This is a genomic window from Paludisphaera soli, from assembly GCF_011064595.1.
GTDB lineage: Bacteria > Planctomycetota > Planctomycetia > Isosphaerales > Isosphaeraceae > Paludisphaera > Paludisphaera soli.
Genome location: NZ_JAALJI010000009.1, coordinates 81,343 through 99,462, shown reverse-complemented (window position 1 = coordinate 99,462; position 18,120 = coordinate 81,343). Strand labels below are relative to the sequence as shown.

General features: G+C 69.4%; 15 protein-coding genes. 6 read left to right on the top strand and 9 right to left on the bottom strand.

Features of this window, described 5'->3' with window-relative positions; genetic code table 11:
• Window positions 1-72 precede the first annotated feature (72 nt).
• The 4 genes from G6O68_RS13850 to G6O68_RS13835 all read right to left on the bottom strand — a co-directional run bounded on the left by G6O68_RS13850 (window position 73) and on the right by G6O68_RS13835 (window position 4,124).
• A complete protein-coding gene (locus G6O68_RS13850; protein ID WP_240911173.1) occupies window positions 73-1,371 on the bottom strand; it encodes a dipeptidase in 1,299 nt (432 codons plus the stop codon).
• 240 nt (window positions 1,372-1,611) lie between these two features.
• A complete protein-coding gene (locus G6O68_RS13845) occupies window positions 1,612-1,959 on the bottom strand; it encodes a hypothetical protein (protein ID WP_165248711.1) in 348 nt (115 codons plus the stop codon).
• 9 nt (window positions 1,960-1,968) lie between these two features.
• Window positions 1,969-3,435: a DCC1-like thiol-disulfide oxidoreductase family protein gene (locus G6O68_RS13840; protein WP_240911172.1), complete on the bottom strand. Its 1,467-nt coding sequence runs from the start codon at window positions 3,433-3,435 to the stop codon at window positions 1,969-1,971.
• Entirely contained in the window at window positions 3,420-4,124 is a 705-nt protein-coding gene (locus G6O68_RS13835) for a hypothetical protein (RefSeq protein ID WP_165248707.1), read from the bottom strand. Before G6O68_RS13835 ends, G6O68_RS13840 begins: the two co-directional genes overlap by 16 nt.
• A 344-nt stretch (window positions 4,125-4,468) precedes the next feature.
• Between G6O68_RS13835 and G6O68_RS13830 the strand changes: the two genes are divergently transcribed.
• The 3 genes from G6O68_RS13830 to G6O68_RS13820 all read left to right on the top strand — a co-directional run bounded on the left by G6O68_RS13830 (window position 4,469) and on the right by G6O68_RS13820 (window position 6,752).
• Entirely contained in the window at window positions 4,469-5,152 is a 684-nt protein-coding gene (locus G6O68_RS13830) for a hypothetical protein (RefSeq protein ID WP_165248705.1), read from the top strand.
• 196 nt (window positions 5,153-5,348) lie between these two features.
• Window positions 5,349-5,681 carry a hypothetical protein gene (locus G6O68_RS13825; protein ID WP_165248703.1) on the top strand — a complete coding sequence of 111 codons (333 nt, stop codon included), beginning with the start codon at window positions 5,349-5,351 and terminating at the stop codon, window positions 5,679-5,681.
• A 246-nt stretch (window positions 5,682-5,927) separates the two neighbouring features.
• Entirely contained in the window at window positions 5,928-6,752 is an 825-nt protein-coding gene (locus tag G6O68_RS13820; protein ID WP_165248701.1) for an all3515 family Zur-repressed PEP-CTERM protein, read from the top strand.
• 34 nt (window positions 6,753-6,786) lie between these two features.
• Here G6O68_RS13820 and G6O68_RS13815 read toward each other — a convergent pair whose 3' ends face one another.
• The 3 genes from G6O68_RS13815 to G6O68_RS13805 all read right to left on the bottom strand — a co-directional run bounded on the left by G6O68_RS13815 (window position 6,787) and on the right by G6O68_RS13805 (window position 10,028).
• Entirely contained in the window at window positions 6,787-8,520 is a 1,734-nt protein-coding gene (locus tag G6O68_RS13815; protein WP_165248699.1) for an HAD-IIB family hydrolase, read from the bottom strand.
• Window positions 8,521-8,664: 144 nt separating this feature from the next.
• Window positions 8,665-8,856 (bottom strand): hypothetical protein, encoded by a 192-nt coding sequence (locus G6O68_RS13810; protein WP_165248697.1) that lies wholly within the window; start codon window positions 8,854-8,856, stop codon window positions 8,665-8,667.
• 77 nt (window positions 8,857-8,933) lie between these two features.
• A complete protein-coding gene (locus tag G6O68_RS13805) occupies window positions 8,934-10,028 on the bottom strand; it encodes a DUF1559 domain-containing protein (RefSeq protein ID WP_165248695.1) in 1,095 nt (364 codons plus the stop codon).
• A 519-nt stretch (window positions 10,029-10,547) separates the two neighbouring features.
• Between G6O68_RS13805 and G6O68_RS13800 the strand changes: the two genes are divergently transcribed.
• The 3 genes from G6O68_RS13800 (at window position 10,548) to G6O68_RS13790 (ending at window position 15,179) form a co-directional block, all read left to right on the top strand.
• Complete coding sequence (locus tag G6O68_RS13800) at window positions 10,548-10,877, top strand: hypothetical protein (protein ID WP_165248693.1); 330 nt, start codon at window positions 10,548-10,550, stop codon at window positions 10,875-10,877.
• 732 nt (window positions 10,878-11,609) lie between these two features.
• Window positions 11,610-13,361 (top strand): biosynthetic-type acetolactate synthase large subunit, encoded by a 1,752-nt coding sequence (ilvB, locus tag G6O68_RS13795; RefSeq protein WP_165248911.1) that lies wholly within the window; start codon window positions 11,610-11,612, stop codon window positions 13,359-13,361.
• A gap of 312 nt (window positions 13,362-13,673) precedes the next feature.
• The gene (locus tag G6O68_RS13790; RefSeq protein WP_165248691.1) at window positions 13,674-15,179 is read left to right on the top strand and encodes a succinate CoA transferase; all 1,506 of its coding nucleotides are present in this window, start codon (window positions 13,674-13,676) and stop codon (window positions 15,177-15,179) included.
• A gap of 97 nt (window positions 15,180-15,276) precedes the next feature.
• Here the strand turns inward: G6O68_RS13790 and G6O68_RS13785 are convergent, their stop codons facing one another.
• Together G6O68_RS13785 and xerC are read right to left on the bottom strand one after the other, a co-directional pair.
• Window positions 15,277-16,887 carry a sigma-54-dependent transcriptional regulator gene (locus G6O68_RS13785; RefSeq protein WP_165248689.1) on the bottom strand — a complete coding sequence of 537 codons (1,611 nt, stop codon included), beginning with the start codon at window positions 16,885-16,887 and terminating at the stop codon, window positions 15,277-15,279.
• Between the two features lie 236 nt (window positions 16,888-17,123).
• On the bottom strand, window positions 17,124-18,014 hold the full coding sequence (gene xerC, locus G6O68_RS13780; protein ID WP_165248687.1) for a tyrosine recombinase XerC: 891 nt from the start codon (window positions 18,012-18,014) through the stop codon (window positions 17,124-17,126).
• Window positions 18,015-18,120 lie beyond the last annotated feature (106 nt).

The following is an 18,120-nucleotide window of genomic DNA, read 5'->3' as shown; positions in this document are numbered from 1 at the left end:
TTCCTGGAAAAGAACATGAGTCGACCGGGCTCATCCCCACGTCGGCGCGAACGAACCCAATCGAAGCCAGTCTCAGTCGTCGTCGTTCTTGCGGACGTGCTTGATGTCGTCGACCTGGGGGGCGGTGGTCGCCTGAAGCTGTTTGGCCACGGTCTCGGCTTCGCGGAGGGCGCGAAGGGCGTTGCCGCCGAGGATCTTGTGGACGTCGGGCTCGGAGTAGCCGCGACGGAGGAGTTCCTCGGTGATGCGGGGGTAGGCGGAGACGTCGTCGAGGCCGACGGGCCAGCTGTCGATCCCGTCGAAGTCGGAGCCGATGCCGACGTGGTCGATTCCCGCGACCTTCACGATATGGTCGATGTGGTCGACGACCGTCGCCACGGTGCCGCGGATCGTCCCAGGCTCGTTCTCGTACCACTCGGCGATCGCCTTATCGCGCGCGGCCTTGTCGTCGGGGTGGGCCTTGCGGATGGCGTCCTTGGCGGCGCGGGCGTTCTTGTTGGCGTCGGGGACGAGGAACGCGGAGTAGAAGTTAACCATCACCACCCCGCCGTTGGTCTTGAGCCCTGCCAGGATCGGGTCGGGTACGTTCCGGGGGACCGGGCAGAGGGCGAAGGCGCTGGAGTGGCTGGCGATGACCGGGGCCTTGCTCACGCGGAGGACGTCCTCCATCGTCTCGGCCGAGACGTGGGAGATGTCGACGAGCATCCCCAGGCGGTTCATCTCGGCGACGACGCGCTCGCCGAACTCGCTGAGGCCGCCGTGCTGGCGTTCGCCGGTGGCGGCGTCGGCCCAGGCCAGGGTCTTGTTGTGGGTCATGGTCATGTAGCGGGCCCCCAGCTTGTAGAAGGCCCGAAGCTCGGCGAAGCTGTCGTCGATCGCCACGCCCCCCTCGATGCCGATCAGGCTGGCGATCTTGCCGGCCTTGACCGCCTTCTCCACGTCGTCGGCGGTGAGGGCCAGTTGCAGGTCGTCGGGATACTTCTCGACCAGCCGGTTCACGAAGTCGATCTGCTCGACGACGGTCTTGGTCGGATGGGGCTGCTCGCTGGGGATGTAGACCGACCAGAACTGGGCCTTGAGCCCCCCCTCGCGGAGCCGGGGGACGTCGGTCTGGCCGTCGACGTGCTGGGCGAAGTCGGACTTCGTCATCCCCAGGTCGTTCTGGGTCCGCATCAGCCAGGGGAAGTCGTTGTGGCCGTCGAACAGCATCCCGGCGGCGTGGACGGCCCGGGCCCGCTCGGAAACAGGCGGGAGCGGCGGCCTCGCCTCGGCGGGATCCTCGGCGCGGAGCCCGCCGACCGGGGCCGAAACCAGGATCAGGGCCAGCGCCAGGGGGAACATCCTTCGGCCGGTCGTTTGCGCATGCAGCATCGTCTCGAACTCCCGCAGTCGTCCCTGGGCTTCGGAATGGGGCCTATTCTGGTCCGAAAGGCGGGCCCGCCACAACCACCCGCCACGGGCGCGCAGGGCGAACCGTCGGGGCCGTATTCGGCCGCCGAAGGGTTTCGGACTTGTGGGTCGGATTTCAGGCCGGCGAGCGACGTCCTGCGCCCGGAGAAGGGCGAGGGGGAAAGGAGTCGCGGCGTCGCGGCTCGGGAGAGGCGGGGGGACTTACTTCTTCTCGTCGATGACGAAGACGGGCAGGTCGCCGGAATCCATCAGGAACTTGGGGCCCTCGTCGGGGAGGCGACGGGCCTCATACGAGATGATGCCGCGACGGGAGGCGCAGCTCAGGCAGATACGCTCGGAGTCCTGGTGGAGGTAGAGCTCGCCGTCCATCAGGCGGTGATAGTAGTCCTGCCCCGGGGCCATCATGTGGCAGAAGACGCGGTCGCTGCCGCGCTTGATGCTGATCCGCCAGCCCGGCTCGTGGACGAAGAGGCGCTTCCCCGCCTCGCGATCCGCAGAGGGCTTGGCGTCGGACCCCGACGTGGCCGTGTATCGGTTCTGCTGGTTCATGGCGCTCTCTCAGCGTTTTTGCGAAAGGTCCCGGACAAGGCCCCCGGACGGCGGAGAGGCGCGATCGGGAGAGAGGGGGGCCGAATCAGACGAGGAAGCCGGGGGGTGGATCCCGCAGACGTCGTCCGTGCAGGCCGCGTCGCGCGGCCGCGAGGACGCAATCCGATCATAAACGATCCGACCCAGCGACGCGACCCCCGGCAAGCCCCCGATCAGGGCCAGCGGCCGGAAGAGCGGCAGCCAGGACGCGACCCGCACCACGGCGTCGAACCCCGCCGACACCCTCCCCGACCGGGAGACGACGTGCATGGACCTCATGCAATCCTCAGGCCTGAGCGAAGGATGGATCGAGGCCACGTCCACGGCCGTCAGGTCGATCGGCTCGATCACGCGGTCGGGGTCGGCCGCCGTGACCAGCGCCATCGAGGCCCGGCAGCGGGGGCAGGCCCCGTCGAAGAGGACCCGGAGCGCAGGCTGCTCGTCCTCGCGGCCGGCCGCCAGGCTGCGGAGCCAGGTCCCCGAGGCGAACGCCAGGTTCGCCGCGACCATCGCCAGGCCGAACTCGGTCAGCCCGGGGCTCACCACCGCGATCCCCAGATGGAGCAGGACCGCCCCGGCGATCATCAGCGGCCGGGTCGCGGCGAACCAGATCAGGACCGGATAGGCGATCTCCAGCGCCAGGCTGCCGTGGGTCATCGCGTTCAGGACGACCGGCCAGGCCGCCAGCGGGGTGAAGTCGAAGGCGACGAACTCGCCGGCCGCCATCGTGCCCCAGAGTGCCATGCCATTCCACCAGGAGGGGCCTTGCAGCTTCGCCAGGCCCGCCATGCCGTAGATGAACGCCAGGTGGAGCTGGATCAGCCGCAGGCCGAGGTTCGCCGAGGTCGTCGGCCGGGGCTTGCCCGGCTCGGCCGGCGCGACGACGCGGGCCCCCTGGGGACGGACCACGGCCGCCCGCAGCCTCGCCTCGCGATAACGCCTCAGGAAGCGGTCGAGGGAGACCGCCTGGCCGCTCGCCCCGGTCGCCGCCAGGTAGAGCGCCAGGGTCGAGAGGATCTGGTCGAAGCCGAAGACCGCCACCGGCGCCCGCCGGACGGTCGAGACCACGATCACCCAGGCCAGCACCGCCGTCGTCCGGCTGAACAGCCCGAGCGCCAGCAGGGCGAAGACCCCCAGGCAGGCGAGCCACGCCGCGCGCAGGAGGGAGTCGGGGACGAAGAACCAGAACGACCAGGCATAGGGAGGCAACGACTGATACGACGCCTCGGCCTCGGCCCAGCCCTGCGAGCCCAGGTAGGCGTGCAGGTCCAGGCCCAGGACGAAGAGGCTCCAGAAGCCGAGCAGGCCCACGGCGACCCGGATCAGGCCGAGCGGGGTCGGGTCGGCCGGGCGGAAGAAGAACCGCGACCACCCCCGGGCGAAGCCCGAGGCCAGGCCGGAGAGGTACGCGGCCGCGTCGATCAGGAACCGTCGCACGGGAAGTCTCCGATCCATCGGGGCGAGGTGAAGAGCGACTTGTCGAAGAGGTCGAACCGGCCGCCGGTCTCCTCCTTCATCTCCAGGACCCGGTCGGGCCCCGGGATCAGGTGCTGCTGGACCTTGAGCGTGACGCTCGACGTGCCGGGGTGGGCCCGGCCCAGGTATTTCGCGTACGAGCGGGCCAGCCAGGGGGGCTCCTCGTCGCCGCCGTCGTCGTCGCCGTGATCGTGGCCCTCGTGCCCGGAGCGGGTGCTGGCGAAGAGGGCGTTGGCCAGGGCGAGCTGGCGCTGGCGGCGCATCGGCGGCCCGGCGACCTCGCGCTCGGGGATGCGGACGACCTCGTCGGAGCCGTCGGCCCGGCGGAGGGTCGCCACCACGACCGGGGTCGGCGGCGGCTCCGCGTAGTACCGATAGGCGTAGCCCTGGTCGAACAGGCCGTGATGCCAGGTGAACAGGTCGGCGAACCGACGCTGCAGGAGCGACGACGGCGGCACCCCCAGGGCCCCCCCCGCCACCGCCGCGATGTGCACGGCGATGGCCACGGTCGCCGCCCGACGCGCCCACGCCGGCCAGGCAGGCCCAGGCTCCTCGGTCGGGGCGGCCGGGGCCGACGCGACCTCCTCGACGACCGACGGCGACGCCCCGGCGGGCTCCGACGTCCTGCGAACTCCCGGCTTCCTCCCCACGCGATCCCCCTTTCGCCGTAGCCTCGTTGCGATGCGGCGCGGCGCGCGACTCGCAAAGGTCCATCATAACCTATCGGCCCGAGGCAACCCCGCGGGTCGATCCCCCGGCCGAAGACCGCCGTCGGACTCATCCAACCCCGAAAGACGACAGGAACTCTTTATCCAGACGACCAGGTCTTCCTAATCACCCAAGTTTTGGTTGAACGACCGGCGAACGGGTATTAGAATTTGGGCTGCCTGGACAGAGAATGCCGATCACATTGACCCACAGGCTGCGAGACGGACGCGCACGACCTCCAAACGGCGACGGCTCGCTCACACGAATCCGCAACGGGAGCAACGACATGCATGGGACGGTTGTGATGCTGATGGCCCTCAGCGGCCTGGGCTGTCACTACAAGCACGCGGACGTGGCTTACGTCCCGTCGTGCTACAGCAGCGTCTCCGACGCCTGCTACAGCAGCTGCTACTCCTCGGTCGAGCCGACCTACTACAGCGGCTGCTACTCCTCGGCCGACTACATCGGCGGGTGCTACAGCGAGAGCTGCTACTCCGACGCCTTCCCCAGCTGCTACAGCCAGCGGAAGGGCTGCTTCCTGAAGAACCTGTTCCACGGCGGGCTGTTCAAGAAGCACCACCGGAAGTACGTCGAGACGAGCTGCTACTCGTCTTGCTATTCCTCCTGCTACTCGTCTTGCTACTCCTCGGCCTACGAGCCGGCCGTCTTCGGCAGCTCGATGCCGATCTACGAGACCCCCTGGGCCTCGGCCCAGGTGATCGGCGCGCCCTCGAAGTCGATGTACGCGGCCCCCTCGATGCAGGCGGCCCCTGCCAGCGAAGCCCCGGCGACCCCGGCTCCGGCCGCTCCGGCCCCCGCCCCGGCCCCGAGCGACGAGCCCAAGCCCGCCCCGGCCGAAGAGACGGCAGCCCCCTCGTCCACGCCTCCTCCGCCGCCCTCGCCGGCCTCCGCCGTCGACGACGCGCTCCAGTCGGTGACCCCGCCCCCCGCCCCGAACGCCCAGCCCTGATCACCTCGGCCGGGCCGTTCGATCGAACAGACTCCCGCGTCCACCCCGGGCTCCGCGCCCGGGGTGGACGTTCTCGTTTCGGGGCCGACCTCTCCGGGCCGTGCGGGATGACGAGGGAACTTCTCCGGCGCCGCGGGCAGTTCTCAGGTAGACGTCAACGCGACGAGCACCCGAGACCCAGGCCGGCCCGAGAACGATGCGACCGTCAAGCCAGCGAATCATCCTCTGGACCCTGGCCTGCCTCTTCGGCCTCCTGTCGCTGGGGGATCGCGGCTTTCACGCCCTGACGATCACGGCCCACGCCGACGAGACGGGTCTCGACGACCCCGACCGCCGGCTCGATGAGCCGGGCGAGGACGACTCCTGCGCAGCCTGCCGGTTCTTCGGTCAGGCTCAGGTCGTCCTCGAACCGCCGACGATGGCCCAGGACTCACCGGCCGCCCCGGCTCCGCTCCAACTCGGTCCTCATCAGGCCGACGGTCCCGTGGAATTCGTCGCCTCGTCGAGAGGCCCTCCGCGTCGGGGCTGATCCCCACGTCGTCGAGGTCGCGGCCGCCCCACGGCCCCGCCCCCCTCGTCCCCTCGTTTCTCTGGATTGGACGTCCTCGCGTCCGTCGCCCCACCCCGGCGACGGCGGGCGAAGACGCCCCGCCGCATCGCTCCGCGCGGTGTCCGGGGGAACCAATCAGCCGGCCTGCGCGGCCGCTTTCTGGACCAGCATCGGTCCCGGCCGCGCCTCGGCCACGGTCCGTTCGTTTCCCGATTGGAGTGTCCCGTGAAGACTTCCTCGATCGTCTGCGCCCTGGCCCTGCTCGGGGCCGCGTCCTCCACACGTGCCGACATGGTCAACTATTACATCGGCGTCGATTCGCTGGCGACGATCGCATCGGGGACTTACGCCGGGCTCGCCAACCCGAACGCCGGACGGCTCACCCTGCTCTACAACCACGGTGACCACTACCACTCGAAGGGGATCTTCGTCTACACCGGGCCGAACGTCGGCGTCGACACCGAGGTGCGGATCAGCCCGTCGAACTACCTTCCGGAGGGTTCCGCTCCGCCGTTCGCCCTCACCCCGGGCTCGGGCGTCTTCGCCGGGATGCTCGTCTCCGGCCAGACGCCGGACGTCGAGGGCTCGGACATCCGGTTCGGCTCGGTGGACGCCCTCATGGGTTTCCCGGCGGACGCCGAGGAGACGATCCTGTTGAACTCGTCGGGCGGTCGCTGGAACGGCTCGATCGCGCAGGCCGACCTGGTGATCGAGCTGGTGGGGGCGACGGCCGGGTTGTCGATCCTGGACGCCTCGGGCCATTCGCTGTTCGGGGCCGGTTCGACCCTGGCGCTCGGGCTGGGCGTCGCCTCGCTCGACTTCGCCCCGATCTTCGCCGCGGCGGCCCCCGGCGACTACGTCGCGTCGTTCCGGCTGCGTGACCTGAGCGGCACGTTCGGCGACTCGGGCGTCTTCGAGTATCGCTTCAACGCCGCGGTCCCCGAGCCGGGGAGCCTCGCCCTGTCGGCGATCGGCGGCCTCGTCGTCTCGGCGCTGGCGCTCCGGAACCGCCTGCGGACCCGCCGCCGCCTCGACACGGCGACGGCCTGAGCCCCCCTCTCCTCCCCTCGGGCGCGCCCGGCGGTCAGGCCGACGTGACGCGCTCGGCGGGGAGGGTGTAGCGTTCCTCGACGGCTTCCTTGATCTTCGCCCGGCTCTCGTCGGCCGCCAGGCCCGAGGCCGCCACCTGCTCGGCGGCCTCGGCCAGCTCGTCGTCCTTGATCCCTTCCCGGAACCAGAGGGCGTAGTCCCCCTGCTGGAGGTGGTGATCCCAGGTGGCGTCGTCGAGCCCTTCGGCCAGTTGGAGGAACGCCACCAGGTTCTGGGCGCGGAGGTTGAGCTTCCCCTCGGGACCCTTGAAGTAGAAGCTGCGATCGGGCCCGAGATTCCCCTCGGCGTACTTGCGGCTGTGCCGCCGGCGCTGGGACTTGGGCGCGGTGGTCTTCACCTTCACCGGCGGGCGATCTTCGCCGACGAACCAGGCGAGGGTCTCGCCCCGCTCCAGCTCGACCGGCTTCAGGCCCTTCGGCTCGGCACGCCCGGTGGCCTCGCAGAAGCGGCGGATCGTCTTCTCCGGCTCGCCCCCCACAGCCAGGAGCACGTCGACCGCCTCCAGCAAGGCCGGGGCGATGCTGTCCGGCTCGACGGTGATGTAGAGCACCCCGTGGAGGTCCTTGGGGATCACCAGCGGCGCGGGCTGCCAGCTCGCGGGCATCAGGTGGTGGACCTCGTCCACCACGATCCAGTGGGGCCTCCCGGTATGGGCTCGAAGGTCCTGGAGCCTCGGGATGAGCTGGTCCGAGAAGGCCGGGCGGTCCCTCAGGTCGATGCCGAGCATGTTGACCGACACGTCCTCCTTCTCGGGCCTCGCCAGCAGCTCCTCCACCTCGTCGACCGTCGGCGCGTTCTTGGGGTCGCCGAGCTTCATGGTCAGCTCCAGCTCGTCATAGTCCCCTTCGGGATCGATGATGACGAACTGATGGCGGGACTCGCTGAGCCGCTCCAGCAGGCCGGTCGTCAGCGTGGACTTGCCGCCCCCCGACGTCCCAGCGACCAGCACGTTGCGGCCGTAGGACGGAATCCGGACCTCACGCCCCTCCTCGTCCTCGCCCAGCAAGAGATCGTGGCGCGTCAGCTTCGGTTCGAGGGAGGCCAGGTCGTCCGCGATCAGCCCCTCGATCAGCTGCACGACGCCCCGGCCGTGGTCGCCGGCGGTGGTCCAGTCGGCCCGCTCCTTCAAAGTCGGGAGGGCGTTGGAGACCGCCACGCCGCACTCGCTCGACGCCAGGAAGGCGTGGTCGTTCTCGGCGTCGCCGATCGCCACCACGTTGTGGGCCGAGAGCCCCAGGTCGAGGAGTGCCGCCTCCAGCCCGGTCGCCTTGTTGACGCCCGAGGGGAGGATCATGACGGCCCCCTTGTTGAAGATGACCTGCAGCTCCAGGCCCATCTCCCGCACCACGTCCAGGACCGTCGACTCGTGCGGCTCCCAGGTGGCCACGATCACCCGGCCGACCGAGATCGGCCCGACGCCCCGCGCCTTCAGCCGCTCGACGAACTCCGCCGGCGGTCCCTCCGCCAGCGTCTCCTCCTCCTTCTCCCTCGGCCGGTAGAGCAGAGCCCCGTTCTCGGCCACGACGCGATCGAAGAGGTCGATCTCCGGCAGGATCTCCAGGAGTTGGTCCAGCTCCCTCCCGGTGACCATGACGAGCTTCCGGCCCGACTCCTTCAGCCGACGCAGGGCGTCGATCGTCGGCGGGTCGACGCGGCCGTCGGTGGCCAGCGTCCCATCATAATCGGCGGCGAGGACATGGTAGCGCATGATTCGTCTCTCAAGGGGGGCGACTTCGTCCCGTCCTGCAGAGCAATTCATGCGCCAAAAACGAAGACGCCCGGCCTCCTCGCGAGAGGCGAGGAGGCCGGGCGTCCCTGAGGAATTCTCACCACACCGAGGGGGTGATCCCGCTCAGCGGGCCTTCTTGCCCGGCGGCGGGGGAGGCTGCATCTGCTGGAGCTTCTTCGAAGCTTCGAGGCCGGCGTCCGGGCGGGTCTCGTCCACCACCGGGGCCGATCCCCCGCTACCGCCTTCACCGCAGCCGGGGAGGGCGGAGAACGCCGCCAGGATCAGGCCGACCGACGCGATTCGCACGAAAGACATGGGACGATCCTCTTCGCAATCTTCGTCAGGAGAGGGAAAGGCCGGACGTCGGCGACGCCCGGCCCGCAAGTGGCCGATCAGAGCGAGTCGGCGCTGATGACCTCGCCGCCGGCTCGGGTGCCGAGCGCCCACCATGTCGGGAGCGAGATGCTGTCCTTGATGAACCGAACGGAGCCGTCCGCCATGCCGGCGTTGACGCCACCCGAGTGGTTGCTGCTGGGCGACATGGCGTCGATGGCCTGGCCCGGCGGGTAGTTCTCGGCCATGCAGGAGATGCCGTTGGGCGAGTTCACGTGGGAGTAAGTGTTGAACCGGAGCGTGTTGGCGTGCGAGCCCGCCCAAACCGCGCCGCCGATCCAGCCGTTGTTCGTCGTCCCGGCCGTGGAGGTGGTGCCGGGCAAGGAGCGGCAGGCGGCCACGAACGCCTGGGCCTGGACGACCCCGCCCGTGTCCGCCGTGACGCCGGCGCTCGGCACGGCGAAGACGACCCGCTTCGCGTTGGCCGAGCTGATAGTAAAGTCGCCGCTCGCCACGCCGACCAGCCGCTCGCTGAAGGCCACGGTGTTCGACGTGCCATCGGTGACGCTCTGGATGCCAACGGTGCCGAGGTTGTTCGGGTAGTTCGTGCCGACCCGCGTCCGGCCGGGCTCCTCCCTCATCGGAATGATGATCCCGCTCCAGCTCGCCATGGAGGCCGGGCCGCCGATGTTGCCGGCGTAGTTCATCCACGACGACGCGAGCCACGGCCCCTGGGCGAGGCTCTCCGACGGGCAGATGAACGTCGCCACGCGGGCCCGGCAGATCGTCTGGAAGTTGGCCGGCTGGTCCGCGCCGAACGAGTAGTTCGCCGCGTTGGCGATCTGCTGCTGCTCCATGTTCGGCAGCAACGATGCGGCCCAGCCCAGCGGCCAGTTGCCCATGGCGGGCGAGGCGGGCCCGGTCTCCCACATGTTGCCGCAAAGCGGCGGGAAGCTGTTCTGCTGCGAGACGTAGTTGTGGAGGCCGAGGCCGAGCTGCTTCAGGTTGTTGATGCACTGGGCGCGGCGGGCGGCCTCGCGGGCCGACTGCACGGCGGGGAGCAAGAGGGCGATGAGCACGGCGATGATGGCGATGACCACCAGGAGTTCGATCAGGGTGAAACCGACGCGCTTACGTGATAGACCGACAGCCATCCGCTGGATCTCCCGAGAGAGGGAAGGAGAAGGGATTCGAGCACGACAGGGCACGGACGTCGTTTTGATGAAGGGGACAAGTCCGTAACCTTCATTAATACAGCGTCAAATCGCAACATCAAGGCCACACTCCTTAGAAATTCGGAGTCCATCAAGAAACGCGACTTCATGGCTTCTGTGAATATCAGCTATGCGAGATGATCGACGTGCAAGCGATCGAAACGAATGATTCATGGCTCATCGATCACATCGCGCAAGAGGATGAAACACGTTCCTGGAAGACATCCGATGTTTCCCGGACGCCCAGCCTGCATGCGTTCACGATCCTTCCGTTTCCGCGAGCTGGCTTCTGGGGCGGGTTCCTCCGACTCGGTCGCGACGAGGGGCGCGGCCGGGGCCGCCCGACGGGTCGCCGGGTTCGGCGTGGATCCTCGGGGGATCCGAGGGTCGATTTGACCGGGATCTATGATAAATTCGTGACGCGAGACATGACGGATCGGGGAAAGGGAGGGGGGCGGGATGGGAAGGCCACTGAATCGGCGGGACCTGAGGGCGGCGGCGGAGGCCGCCGAAGCGCGGGGGATCCCGCTGGGGCGGGACTCCGGCTCGCGGTCGCGGCCCCGTTCGGACTCCTCGGGGCTCAAGCCGAAACCCTCGGCCGCGCCCCGGATGAAGATCGTCTGGGCGGTATGCGACATCGGCGGCCGGACCGTCGCCAAGTTCGACTTCCCGCAGAAGGCCGAGGCCGAAGCCAAGATCGCCGAGCTGAAGGCCAAGGGAAAGGGGACCCACTTCCTGCGATCGCTCAAGGAGCCGATCGGCTGGGCGGGGACCTCGTCGGACGACTGACCTTGGGGCGAGACCGATCGCGCGAGAACTCGCCCTCACTTCGGGCTCGAATCGAGAAAATCCCGATCGCGGATGCCCTCCGGAGGCGGCCGGCCCGGCTTTGCTCCGCCTCCTCTATGGGGCTCTCCGTACCGATCCCGCCGACGATCGTGGTCGTACGGACGGGCTGATCGCCTGTCGGACTCCTTGACCGACCTGGTTCCGGCCGGCGTCAGGGGCGGCACGCCCGCCTACCTTCCGTTGAGGCCCGCCCCACCGGGGGCGAATATCCCCGAACTAGCGCCACTCGTTCATCGTTACCGGCGATTGACGGGGGCCGGGTCAAGGTATTTGAAATGGCTTCAAATTTATAGTTAAACAATAGCTCCACCCGCTCGCAAGCCTTATCCGAATGAATTCGTCAACACGACACCCATGAATATCACAACGTCGACCACTCGGCATGCGAATCCCGGGCGGGCGGCTCGCGATATGCTAGGGATGGCGGGGGCCCTGGGCCAGCGCCGGGGCGCGAACCTCGCGAGGGTCCGAAGGCTCTAGAGCGTCGCCTCGCAGGGCGGCAGCCCGGGTTCTCGACGCGGGTCGGGTTGTCGGCCCGCGAGGCGATCGCTTAGAATGATGCGTTTCCGGGGCGGATCGCCGGCCCCGGTCGCGCGTCCCGCGTTTTCGGACGCGGAATCTTGAAGGCATCGGCGAACGACACGAGGACTGCACGTGGCCGCCACAGACAAGATGAAGGTTCCGACCGCTACAAGGCCGACGACCGGGGCGGACGTCCTGGTCGAATCGCTGGCGAGGCACGGCGTCGACGTAGTGTTCGCGTACCCGGGCGGGGCGAGCATGCCGATGCACCAGGCCCTCACCCGCTACCGCGACCGGATCCGCACGATCCTCCCCCGCCACGAGCAGGGGGGCGTCTTCGCGGCCGAGGGGTACGCGCGGGCCAGCGGCAAGCCGGGCATCGTCATGGCGACGTCGGGCCCAGGCGCCCTGAACCTGGTGACCGGCCTAGCCGACGCCAAGATGGACTCCATCCCCCTGGTGGCCATCACCGGCCAGGTGCCGACCCACGTCATCGGCACCGACGCCTTCCAGGAGACGCCGACCGTCGAGGTCTGCCGCGCGATCACCAAGCACGCCTACCTGGTGCAGGACGCCCGCGACGTGGCCCGCGTGGTGAAGGAGGCCTTCTACCTGGCCACCACCGGCCGGCCGGGCCCGGTCCTGATCGACATGCCCAAGGACGTCCAGAACACGATCGTGTCGAACCCCGACTACGACGTGGAGATGGACCTCCCCGGCTACAGCCTCCCCCCCGCGCCGACGCCGGAGAAGATCCGCGAGGTGCTCGAGGCCCTCAAGGCCAGCGAGCGGCCGATCATCTACTGCGGCGGCGGCGTGCTGGCCTCGAACGCGGGCGAGATGCTCCGCGACTTCGCCGCCAAGACCGGCATCCCGGTGGCGATGACCGTCCACGGCCTGGGCGCCATGCCCAGCGACCACTACCTGTCGCTCGGCATGCTCGGCATGCACGGCACCGTCTACGCCAATATGGCGGTCAACCACGCCGACCTGCTGCTGGCGCTGGGCGTCCGGTTCGACGACCGCGTGACCGGCAAGCTCAGCGAGTTCGCCAAGCACGGCCGGATCGTCCACGTCGACATCGACGCCTCGGAGATCAACAAGAACAAGTTCGCCCACATCCCGATCCACTCCGACGTGAAGTCGTTCCTGACGGAGATCACCCCGCAGGCGACCACCGGCGACTACCGCGCCTGGCACAAGCAGGTCGACGAGTGGCGGGCGTCCGACCCGATGACGTTCGACCAGCGCGACGACGCCATCCTGCCCCAGTACGTCCTCGACGAGTTCTCCAAGCTCACGGGCGGGGAGTTCATCATGACGACGGGCGTCGGCCAGCATCAGATGTGGGCCGCGCAGTGGACGAAGTTCAACAAGCTCCGGACCTGGATCACCTCGGGCGGGCTGGGCTCGATGGGCTACGGCCTCCCCGCCGCGATGGGCGCGCAGGCGGCGTTCCCGGACGCGCTCGTCGTCGACATCGACGGCGACGGCAGCTTCGTGATGAACATCCAGGAGCTGGCGACGGTCTTCTGCGAGAACCTGCCGGTCAAGATCATCGTGCTGAACAACCAGCACCTGGGGATGGTCGTCCAGTGGGAGGACCGCTTTCACCAGGGGAACCGGGCCCACACCTACCTCGGCCCCGTCGACCACCCCGAGGCCGTCGGCCAGGGGGGCGGCGAGCTTCCGGCGGTCACCTATCCCGACTTCGTGGCCGTCTCCAGGGGCTTCGGCGTCGCGGCCCGCCAGGTCCGCAAGAAGGCCGAGCTGGTGGACGCCCTCAAGGAGATGATCGCCCACAAGGGCCCGTACGTTCTGGACGTCCTGGTCCCCTACCAGGAGCACGTCCTGCCGATGATCCCCGCCGGCGGCACCGTCCGCGACATCATCAAGAGCTGACCGGCCCGATCGGCTGATGGATCTCGAACTCCGACGGCGGCCGCCCCACCCGGGCCGGCCGCCGTCGTCGTTTCCGGCGCCGGGTCCTTGCACCGCCCCGGCGATCGGGGACAATGGAAGGCCTGGAGGGTCCCCCGGGGGACCGGCGACCGCGCCCTCCATTTCCACCGATGACTCCCCGATCGACGCGCCGCCCGGAGCCCCGGGCGCAAGCCGTCGATCACCGCCCCGCCTTCCCGCAGGGGTCCCCCGACCGCCGACGTGGGGGATGCGCCAGGGCCTCATCGACCCAAGAAAGTTCGAGTCCTACCGATGGGAAGTCCATTTCCGACCCTCACCGCCGAGGAGGCGGCCGAGCTGATCCCGCACGGCGCGATGGTGGGGACCAGCGGCTTCACGCCCGCCGGCTCGCCCAAGGTGGTCCCCGCCGCGCTGGCGAAGCGGGCCCGGGCCCTGCACGAGAAGGGCGAGGAATTCCAGATCCGGCTCCTCACCGGCGCGTCGACCGGCGCGCTTTGCGACGACGCCCTGGCCGAGGCCGGCGCGATCAGCTGGCGGGCGCCCTACATGACCTCGGGGCCGCTGCGCAAGCTGGCGAACTCGGGCCGGATCGATTTCATCGACATGCACCTCTCGCACGTCGCCCAGATGACCTCGGGCGGGTTCCTCGGCAAGATGGACTTCGCGATCGTCGAGGCCGCCGATGTCACCGTGGACGGCCGCGTCCTGCTGACGACGGGCATCGGCAACGCGCCCACGTTCCTGGAGCAGGCCGAACGGGTCATCATCGAGAAGAACACGTTCCACCCGGCCCGGATCGCCGAGCTGGCCGACATCTACACGCTCCCCCGCCCCCCGCACCGCGACCCGATCCCCATCCAGGACCCGCTCGACCGGATCGGCACGACCTACGCCGCGGTCGACCCGCGGAAGATCGTCGGCGTGGTCGCCAGCGACCTGCCCGACGGCGGCCGGCCCTTCGCCGCGCCGGACGCGACGAGCGCGGCGATCGGCGAGCACGTCTGCCGGTTCCTCCTGGACGAGATGGCCGCGGGCCGCATCCCGCCGGGCTTCCTGCCCTTGCAGAGCGGCGTCGGCAACGTCTGCAACGCCGTGATGGCCTCGTTCTCGTCCAATCCGGACTTCCCCCGGTTCAAGATCTACACCGAGGTCCTCCAGGACACGGTGGTCGACCTGATCGGCCGGGGGTCGGTCCTGGGGGCGAGCACCTGCTCCCTCAGCCTGTCGGATGAGAAGCTCCGGTTCCTGTACGACCATTTCGACGAGTTCGCCGACAAGATCGTGCTCCGGCCGCAGGAGATCTCCAACAACCCCGAGGTCGCACGGCGGCTGGGGGTGATCGCCACCAACACGGCGATCGAGGTCGACGTCTACGGCCACGTCAACTCGTCGCACTTCTTCGGCACCCAGATCATGAACGGCCTGGGGGGGAGCGGCGACTTCGAGCGCAACGCCTATCTCTCGATCTTCATGTGCCCCTCGGTCGCCAAGGGGGGGCGGGTCTCGACCATCGTGCCGATGTGCACCCACGTCGACCACAGCGAGCACTCGGTCCAGGTGATCGTGACCGAGCAGGGCCTGGCGGACCTCCGAGGGCTCGCCCCGATGGCCCGGGCCCGCGCGATCATCGACCACTGCGCGCACCCGGCCTATCGTCCGTATCTCCACCACTACCTCGAAACCGCGCCGATGGGCCACCTTCGCCACGACATGAGGCGCTGCTTCGAGCTCTGCAACAACTTCCTGGAGACGGGGGCGATGCTCCCCGACCTGGACCTCAAGCAGTTCGAGGCCTGAAGCCGGGCGATCGACGCGACGGCGGGCGGGCTGGAGGGCGGTGTGCTGCGAGGCGGAAGTCTTGAGGGGGGGAGGCTTGTGGGTCGACCGAGCAAGCTCAGTCGACCCACATCGGCTCGTCGACCAGCAACCCGTACTTCTTCATCTTCTTGTAGAGCGTCGTGCGGTTGATGTCGAGCATCCGGGCGGTCTCCTGGCGGTTCCAGTTGAGGGCCTGGAGGGCCTGGATGATGATCTGCTTCTCGGGCTCCTCCAGGGCCTCCTTGAGGGGCCGGATGCCCATGGGCAGGTGGGGACGCCCCGAGTTCGTCCGGGAGCCCCGGGCCCCGCGATGGGGATTGAGGATCGGCCCGAGGTGGGTCGCGGTGATCCGGGGCCCGTGGCAGAGCACGACGGCCCGCTGGACGACTCCCTGAAGCTCGCGGACGTTCCCCGGCCAGTCGTGACGCTGGAGGACCTCCAGCGCGTCCCGCGTGAAGCCGACCACGTTTCGGTCGAACTGGCGGGCAAACCGCGAGCGGAAGTGCTCGGCCAGCAGCTCGACGTCCTGTCCGCGATGGCGGAGCGGCGGCACGGTCAGGCGGATGGAGCTGATCCGATGGAAGAGGTCCTGGCGGAACCTCCCCTGCTCCACCAGCGCCCCCAGGTTCTCGCTCGTCGACAGCACGAGCCTCGCCATCGCCCGCTTGTAGCCCCCCGACCGGCCCGAGGCGGCCTCCATGTCCTGGAGCTGGATCTCCCGGAGGAGCTGGAGCTGGAGCTGCGGGTCGAGGGCGCCGACCTCCTCGATGAAGAGCGTCCCCCCCGCCGCCCGCGACAGCTTGTTCGCCCATTCCAGGCCGAGATTGCGCTGGGGGGAGGCCGGGCCGTCCTGGTCCTCGGTCGCCGGAGGCTCGATCAGCTCGGCGGCGTGGATCGCGACGAACGGGCGGTCGCCCTGGCCGAAGCCCTGGTGGAGCCGCCGGGCGAGTTCCGACTTGCCGGTGCCGGGCTCGCCCTCGATCAGGACGGTCGCCGGGGCGGAGGCGAGCGCGGCGGCCATCGTCATGATCTGGCGGAGGCACGGGTCGGCCCCGACCAGATCCTGACCGCGGGCCGGGTCCGCCGGTTCGAGGTCTGGGTCGCCGCTCGCAGCCGGCACGGTCGCCGCCGCGGTCGCGGTCGCCGTCGCATCACCCCTCGGGCTCGGGGCGGCCGATCCGTCCGGAGAGGCGGGCACCGTCGGGGATCCGACGAAGTACGGCCGGACCGCGAAGGTCGAATCGCCCGCCCCGACGGTCGCGAACGGCGAGGGCGAGGCCGGGGGCGGGGGCGGGGGCGGGGGCGACGGGCGGCGGTCGGCCGCCTGCTCCAGGGCCTGCAGGACGGCCGCCCGAAGCTCGGCGGCCGGCGCAGGATAGCGGAGGACGGCCGCCGCCCCCTGCTTCATCGCCTCTTTCGCCCGCTCCAGATGGAGCCGGGGGAACATCAGGACGACGGGCGTGCCGCCGTGCTTGCGGCGGACGTAGGTCAGCAGCTCCAGGCAGTCCGCGTCCCCCGGGTCGACGCTCGCGAGCACGAGGTCGACCGGGTCGCGTTCCAGCAGCCGGACCGCCGCGCGGTCGTTCGGCGCTTCTTCGATGACGTGGCCCAGCGACTTCAGCATCGAAGTCAGCAGCGCCAGCCCGCTGGAATCCGGGCAAACGATGAGGATCCGACTCTTGGACATCTCGGTCGCTTTCTCTCGGTGTTCCCGCCGGAGGCGCGGCCGACGACGGCGAGCCTCGGGTGGACGGATGACGAGCCCCCGCCGATCCGCCCCGGACGGATCGGCGAGCCGGAAATCGTTCAGCGTCTTTCGTTTGCAACGCCGGAACGATCGTTCGACTCGCATGTCTCTCTGAATGAACGTCTATGTCACGGTTGCATCATCGTCAAAGAGAACTCGCCCGCCCCCGACCGCGGTCAGGCTCGCGGATGGGCCCCCTGGTAGGCTTCCAGGAGGCGTTCTTGGGTCACATGGGTGTAGATCTGAGTCGTCGTCAGGTTGCGATGGCCGAGCAGCTCCTGGACGCTCCGGAGGTCGGCCCCGCGGTCCAGCAGGTGCGTCGCGAAGCTGTGGCGGAGCGTGTGCGGGCTGGCGTCGCCGCGGACGCCCGCGCGGGCGAGGTGGTCCTCCAGGAGCCTTCCCACGCTGCGGGCCGTGAGCCGGTCGCCGTACCGGTTGAGGAACAGGGCGGCCTCGTCGGCGTGCCTCGGCGTCCGCGAACGCAGGTGGAGCCGGATCCAGTGGACCGCCATCCCCCCGATCGGGCAGAGGCGCTCCCGCTTCCCCTTGCCCCGGACGCGCACGAGTTCCTCATCCAGGTCCAGGTCTCCCAGGTCGAGGCCGACGACTTCGCTCACTCGCAGGCCCCCCCCGTACAACGTCTCGAACATCGCCCGGTCCCGGCACCCCAGCGCGTCGCCCACCGGGATGGAATCCAGGAGGCGGACCACCTCGTCGACCCTCAGGAGCTTCGGCAGGCGTTTCGGCTGCTTGGGGTTCCGGAGAGCCGCAGCCGGATCCGCGTCGACCTCGCCGCCGCGGCGGAGGAATCGGAAGAACGAGCGGAGGCTGGCGAGCCGTCGAGCTACGGTCGAGGCGGCGTAGCCCCGACCGGTCAGCCACGCCGAGTACCGCCGCAGCCGGCGGGCGTCGATCGAGGCCGGGTCCCCGGACGGCCCCGAGGTCTCCTCCAGGAAGTGGAGGAAAAGGGCCAGGTCGTCTTCGTACGACCTTAGAGTATGCACGGAGGACTGCCGCTCCACCCGCAGATGGTCCAAAAACGCCTGGATTCGAGCTTTCACGTCCATGGCCCCCGCCAATCGTTCGCACGTCCGGGCGGTCGTCTTCGGCCGACCCCGCCATCCCCCTCTTTCGGCATCATCCCGGCATGACCCCAACCCATTTGCCCCATCC

Bases quoted from the DNA above. Each gene is read 5' to 3' on its own strand.
- G6O68_RS13790 (WP_165248691.1), top strand. From the start codon at position 13,674: ATGGGAAGTCCATTTCCGACCCTCACCGCCGAGGAGGCGGCCGAGCTG.
- G6O68_RS13805 (WP_165248695.1), bottom strand. From the start codon at position 10,028: ATGGCTGTCGGTCTATCACGTAAGCGCGTCGGTTTCACCCTGATCGAA.
- G6O68_RS13815 (WP_165248699.1), bottom strand. From the start codon at position 8,520: ATGCGCTACCATGTCCTCGCCGCCGATTATGATGGGACGCTGGCCACC.
- G6O68_RS13850 (WP_240911173.1), bottom strand. From the start codon at position 1,371: ATGCTGCATGCGCAAACGACCGGCCGAAGGATGTTCCCCCTGGCGCTG.
- G6O68_RS13785 (WP_165248689.1), bottom strand. From the start codon at position 16,887: ATGTCCAAGAGTCGGATCCTCATCGTTTGCCCGGATTCCAGCGGGCTG.
- G6O68_RS13800 (WP_165248693.1), top strand. From the start codon at position 10,548: ATGGGAAGGCCACTGAATCGGCGGGACCTGAGGGCGGCGGCGGAGGCC.
- ilvB (WP_165248911.1), top strand. From the start codon at position 11,610: ATGAAGGTTCCGACCGCTACAAGGCCGACGACCGGGGCGGACGTCCTG.
- G6O68_RS13825 (WP_165248703.1), top strand. From the start codon at position 5,349: ATGCGACCGTCAAGCCAGCGAATCATCCTCTGGACCCTGGCCTGCCTC.
- G6O68_RS13845 (WP_165248711.1), bottom strand. From the start codon at position 1,959: ATGAACCAGCAGAACCGATACACGGCCACGTCGGGGTCCGACGCCAAG.
- G6O68_RS13830 (WP_165248705.1), top strand. From the start codon at position 4,469: ATGCATGGGACGGTTGTGATGCTGATGGCCCTCAGCGGCCTGGGCTGT.
- xerC (WP_165248687.1), bottom strand. From the start codon at position 18,014: ATGGACGTGAAAGCTCGAATCCAGGCGTTTTTGGACCATCTGCGGGTG.
- G6O68_RS13810 (WP_165248697.1), bottom strand. From the start codon at position 8,856: ATGTCTTTCGTGCGAATCGCGTCGGTCGGCCTGATCCTGGCGGCGTTC.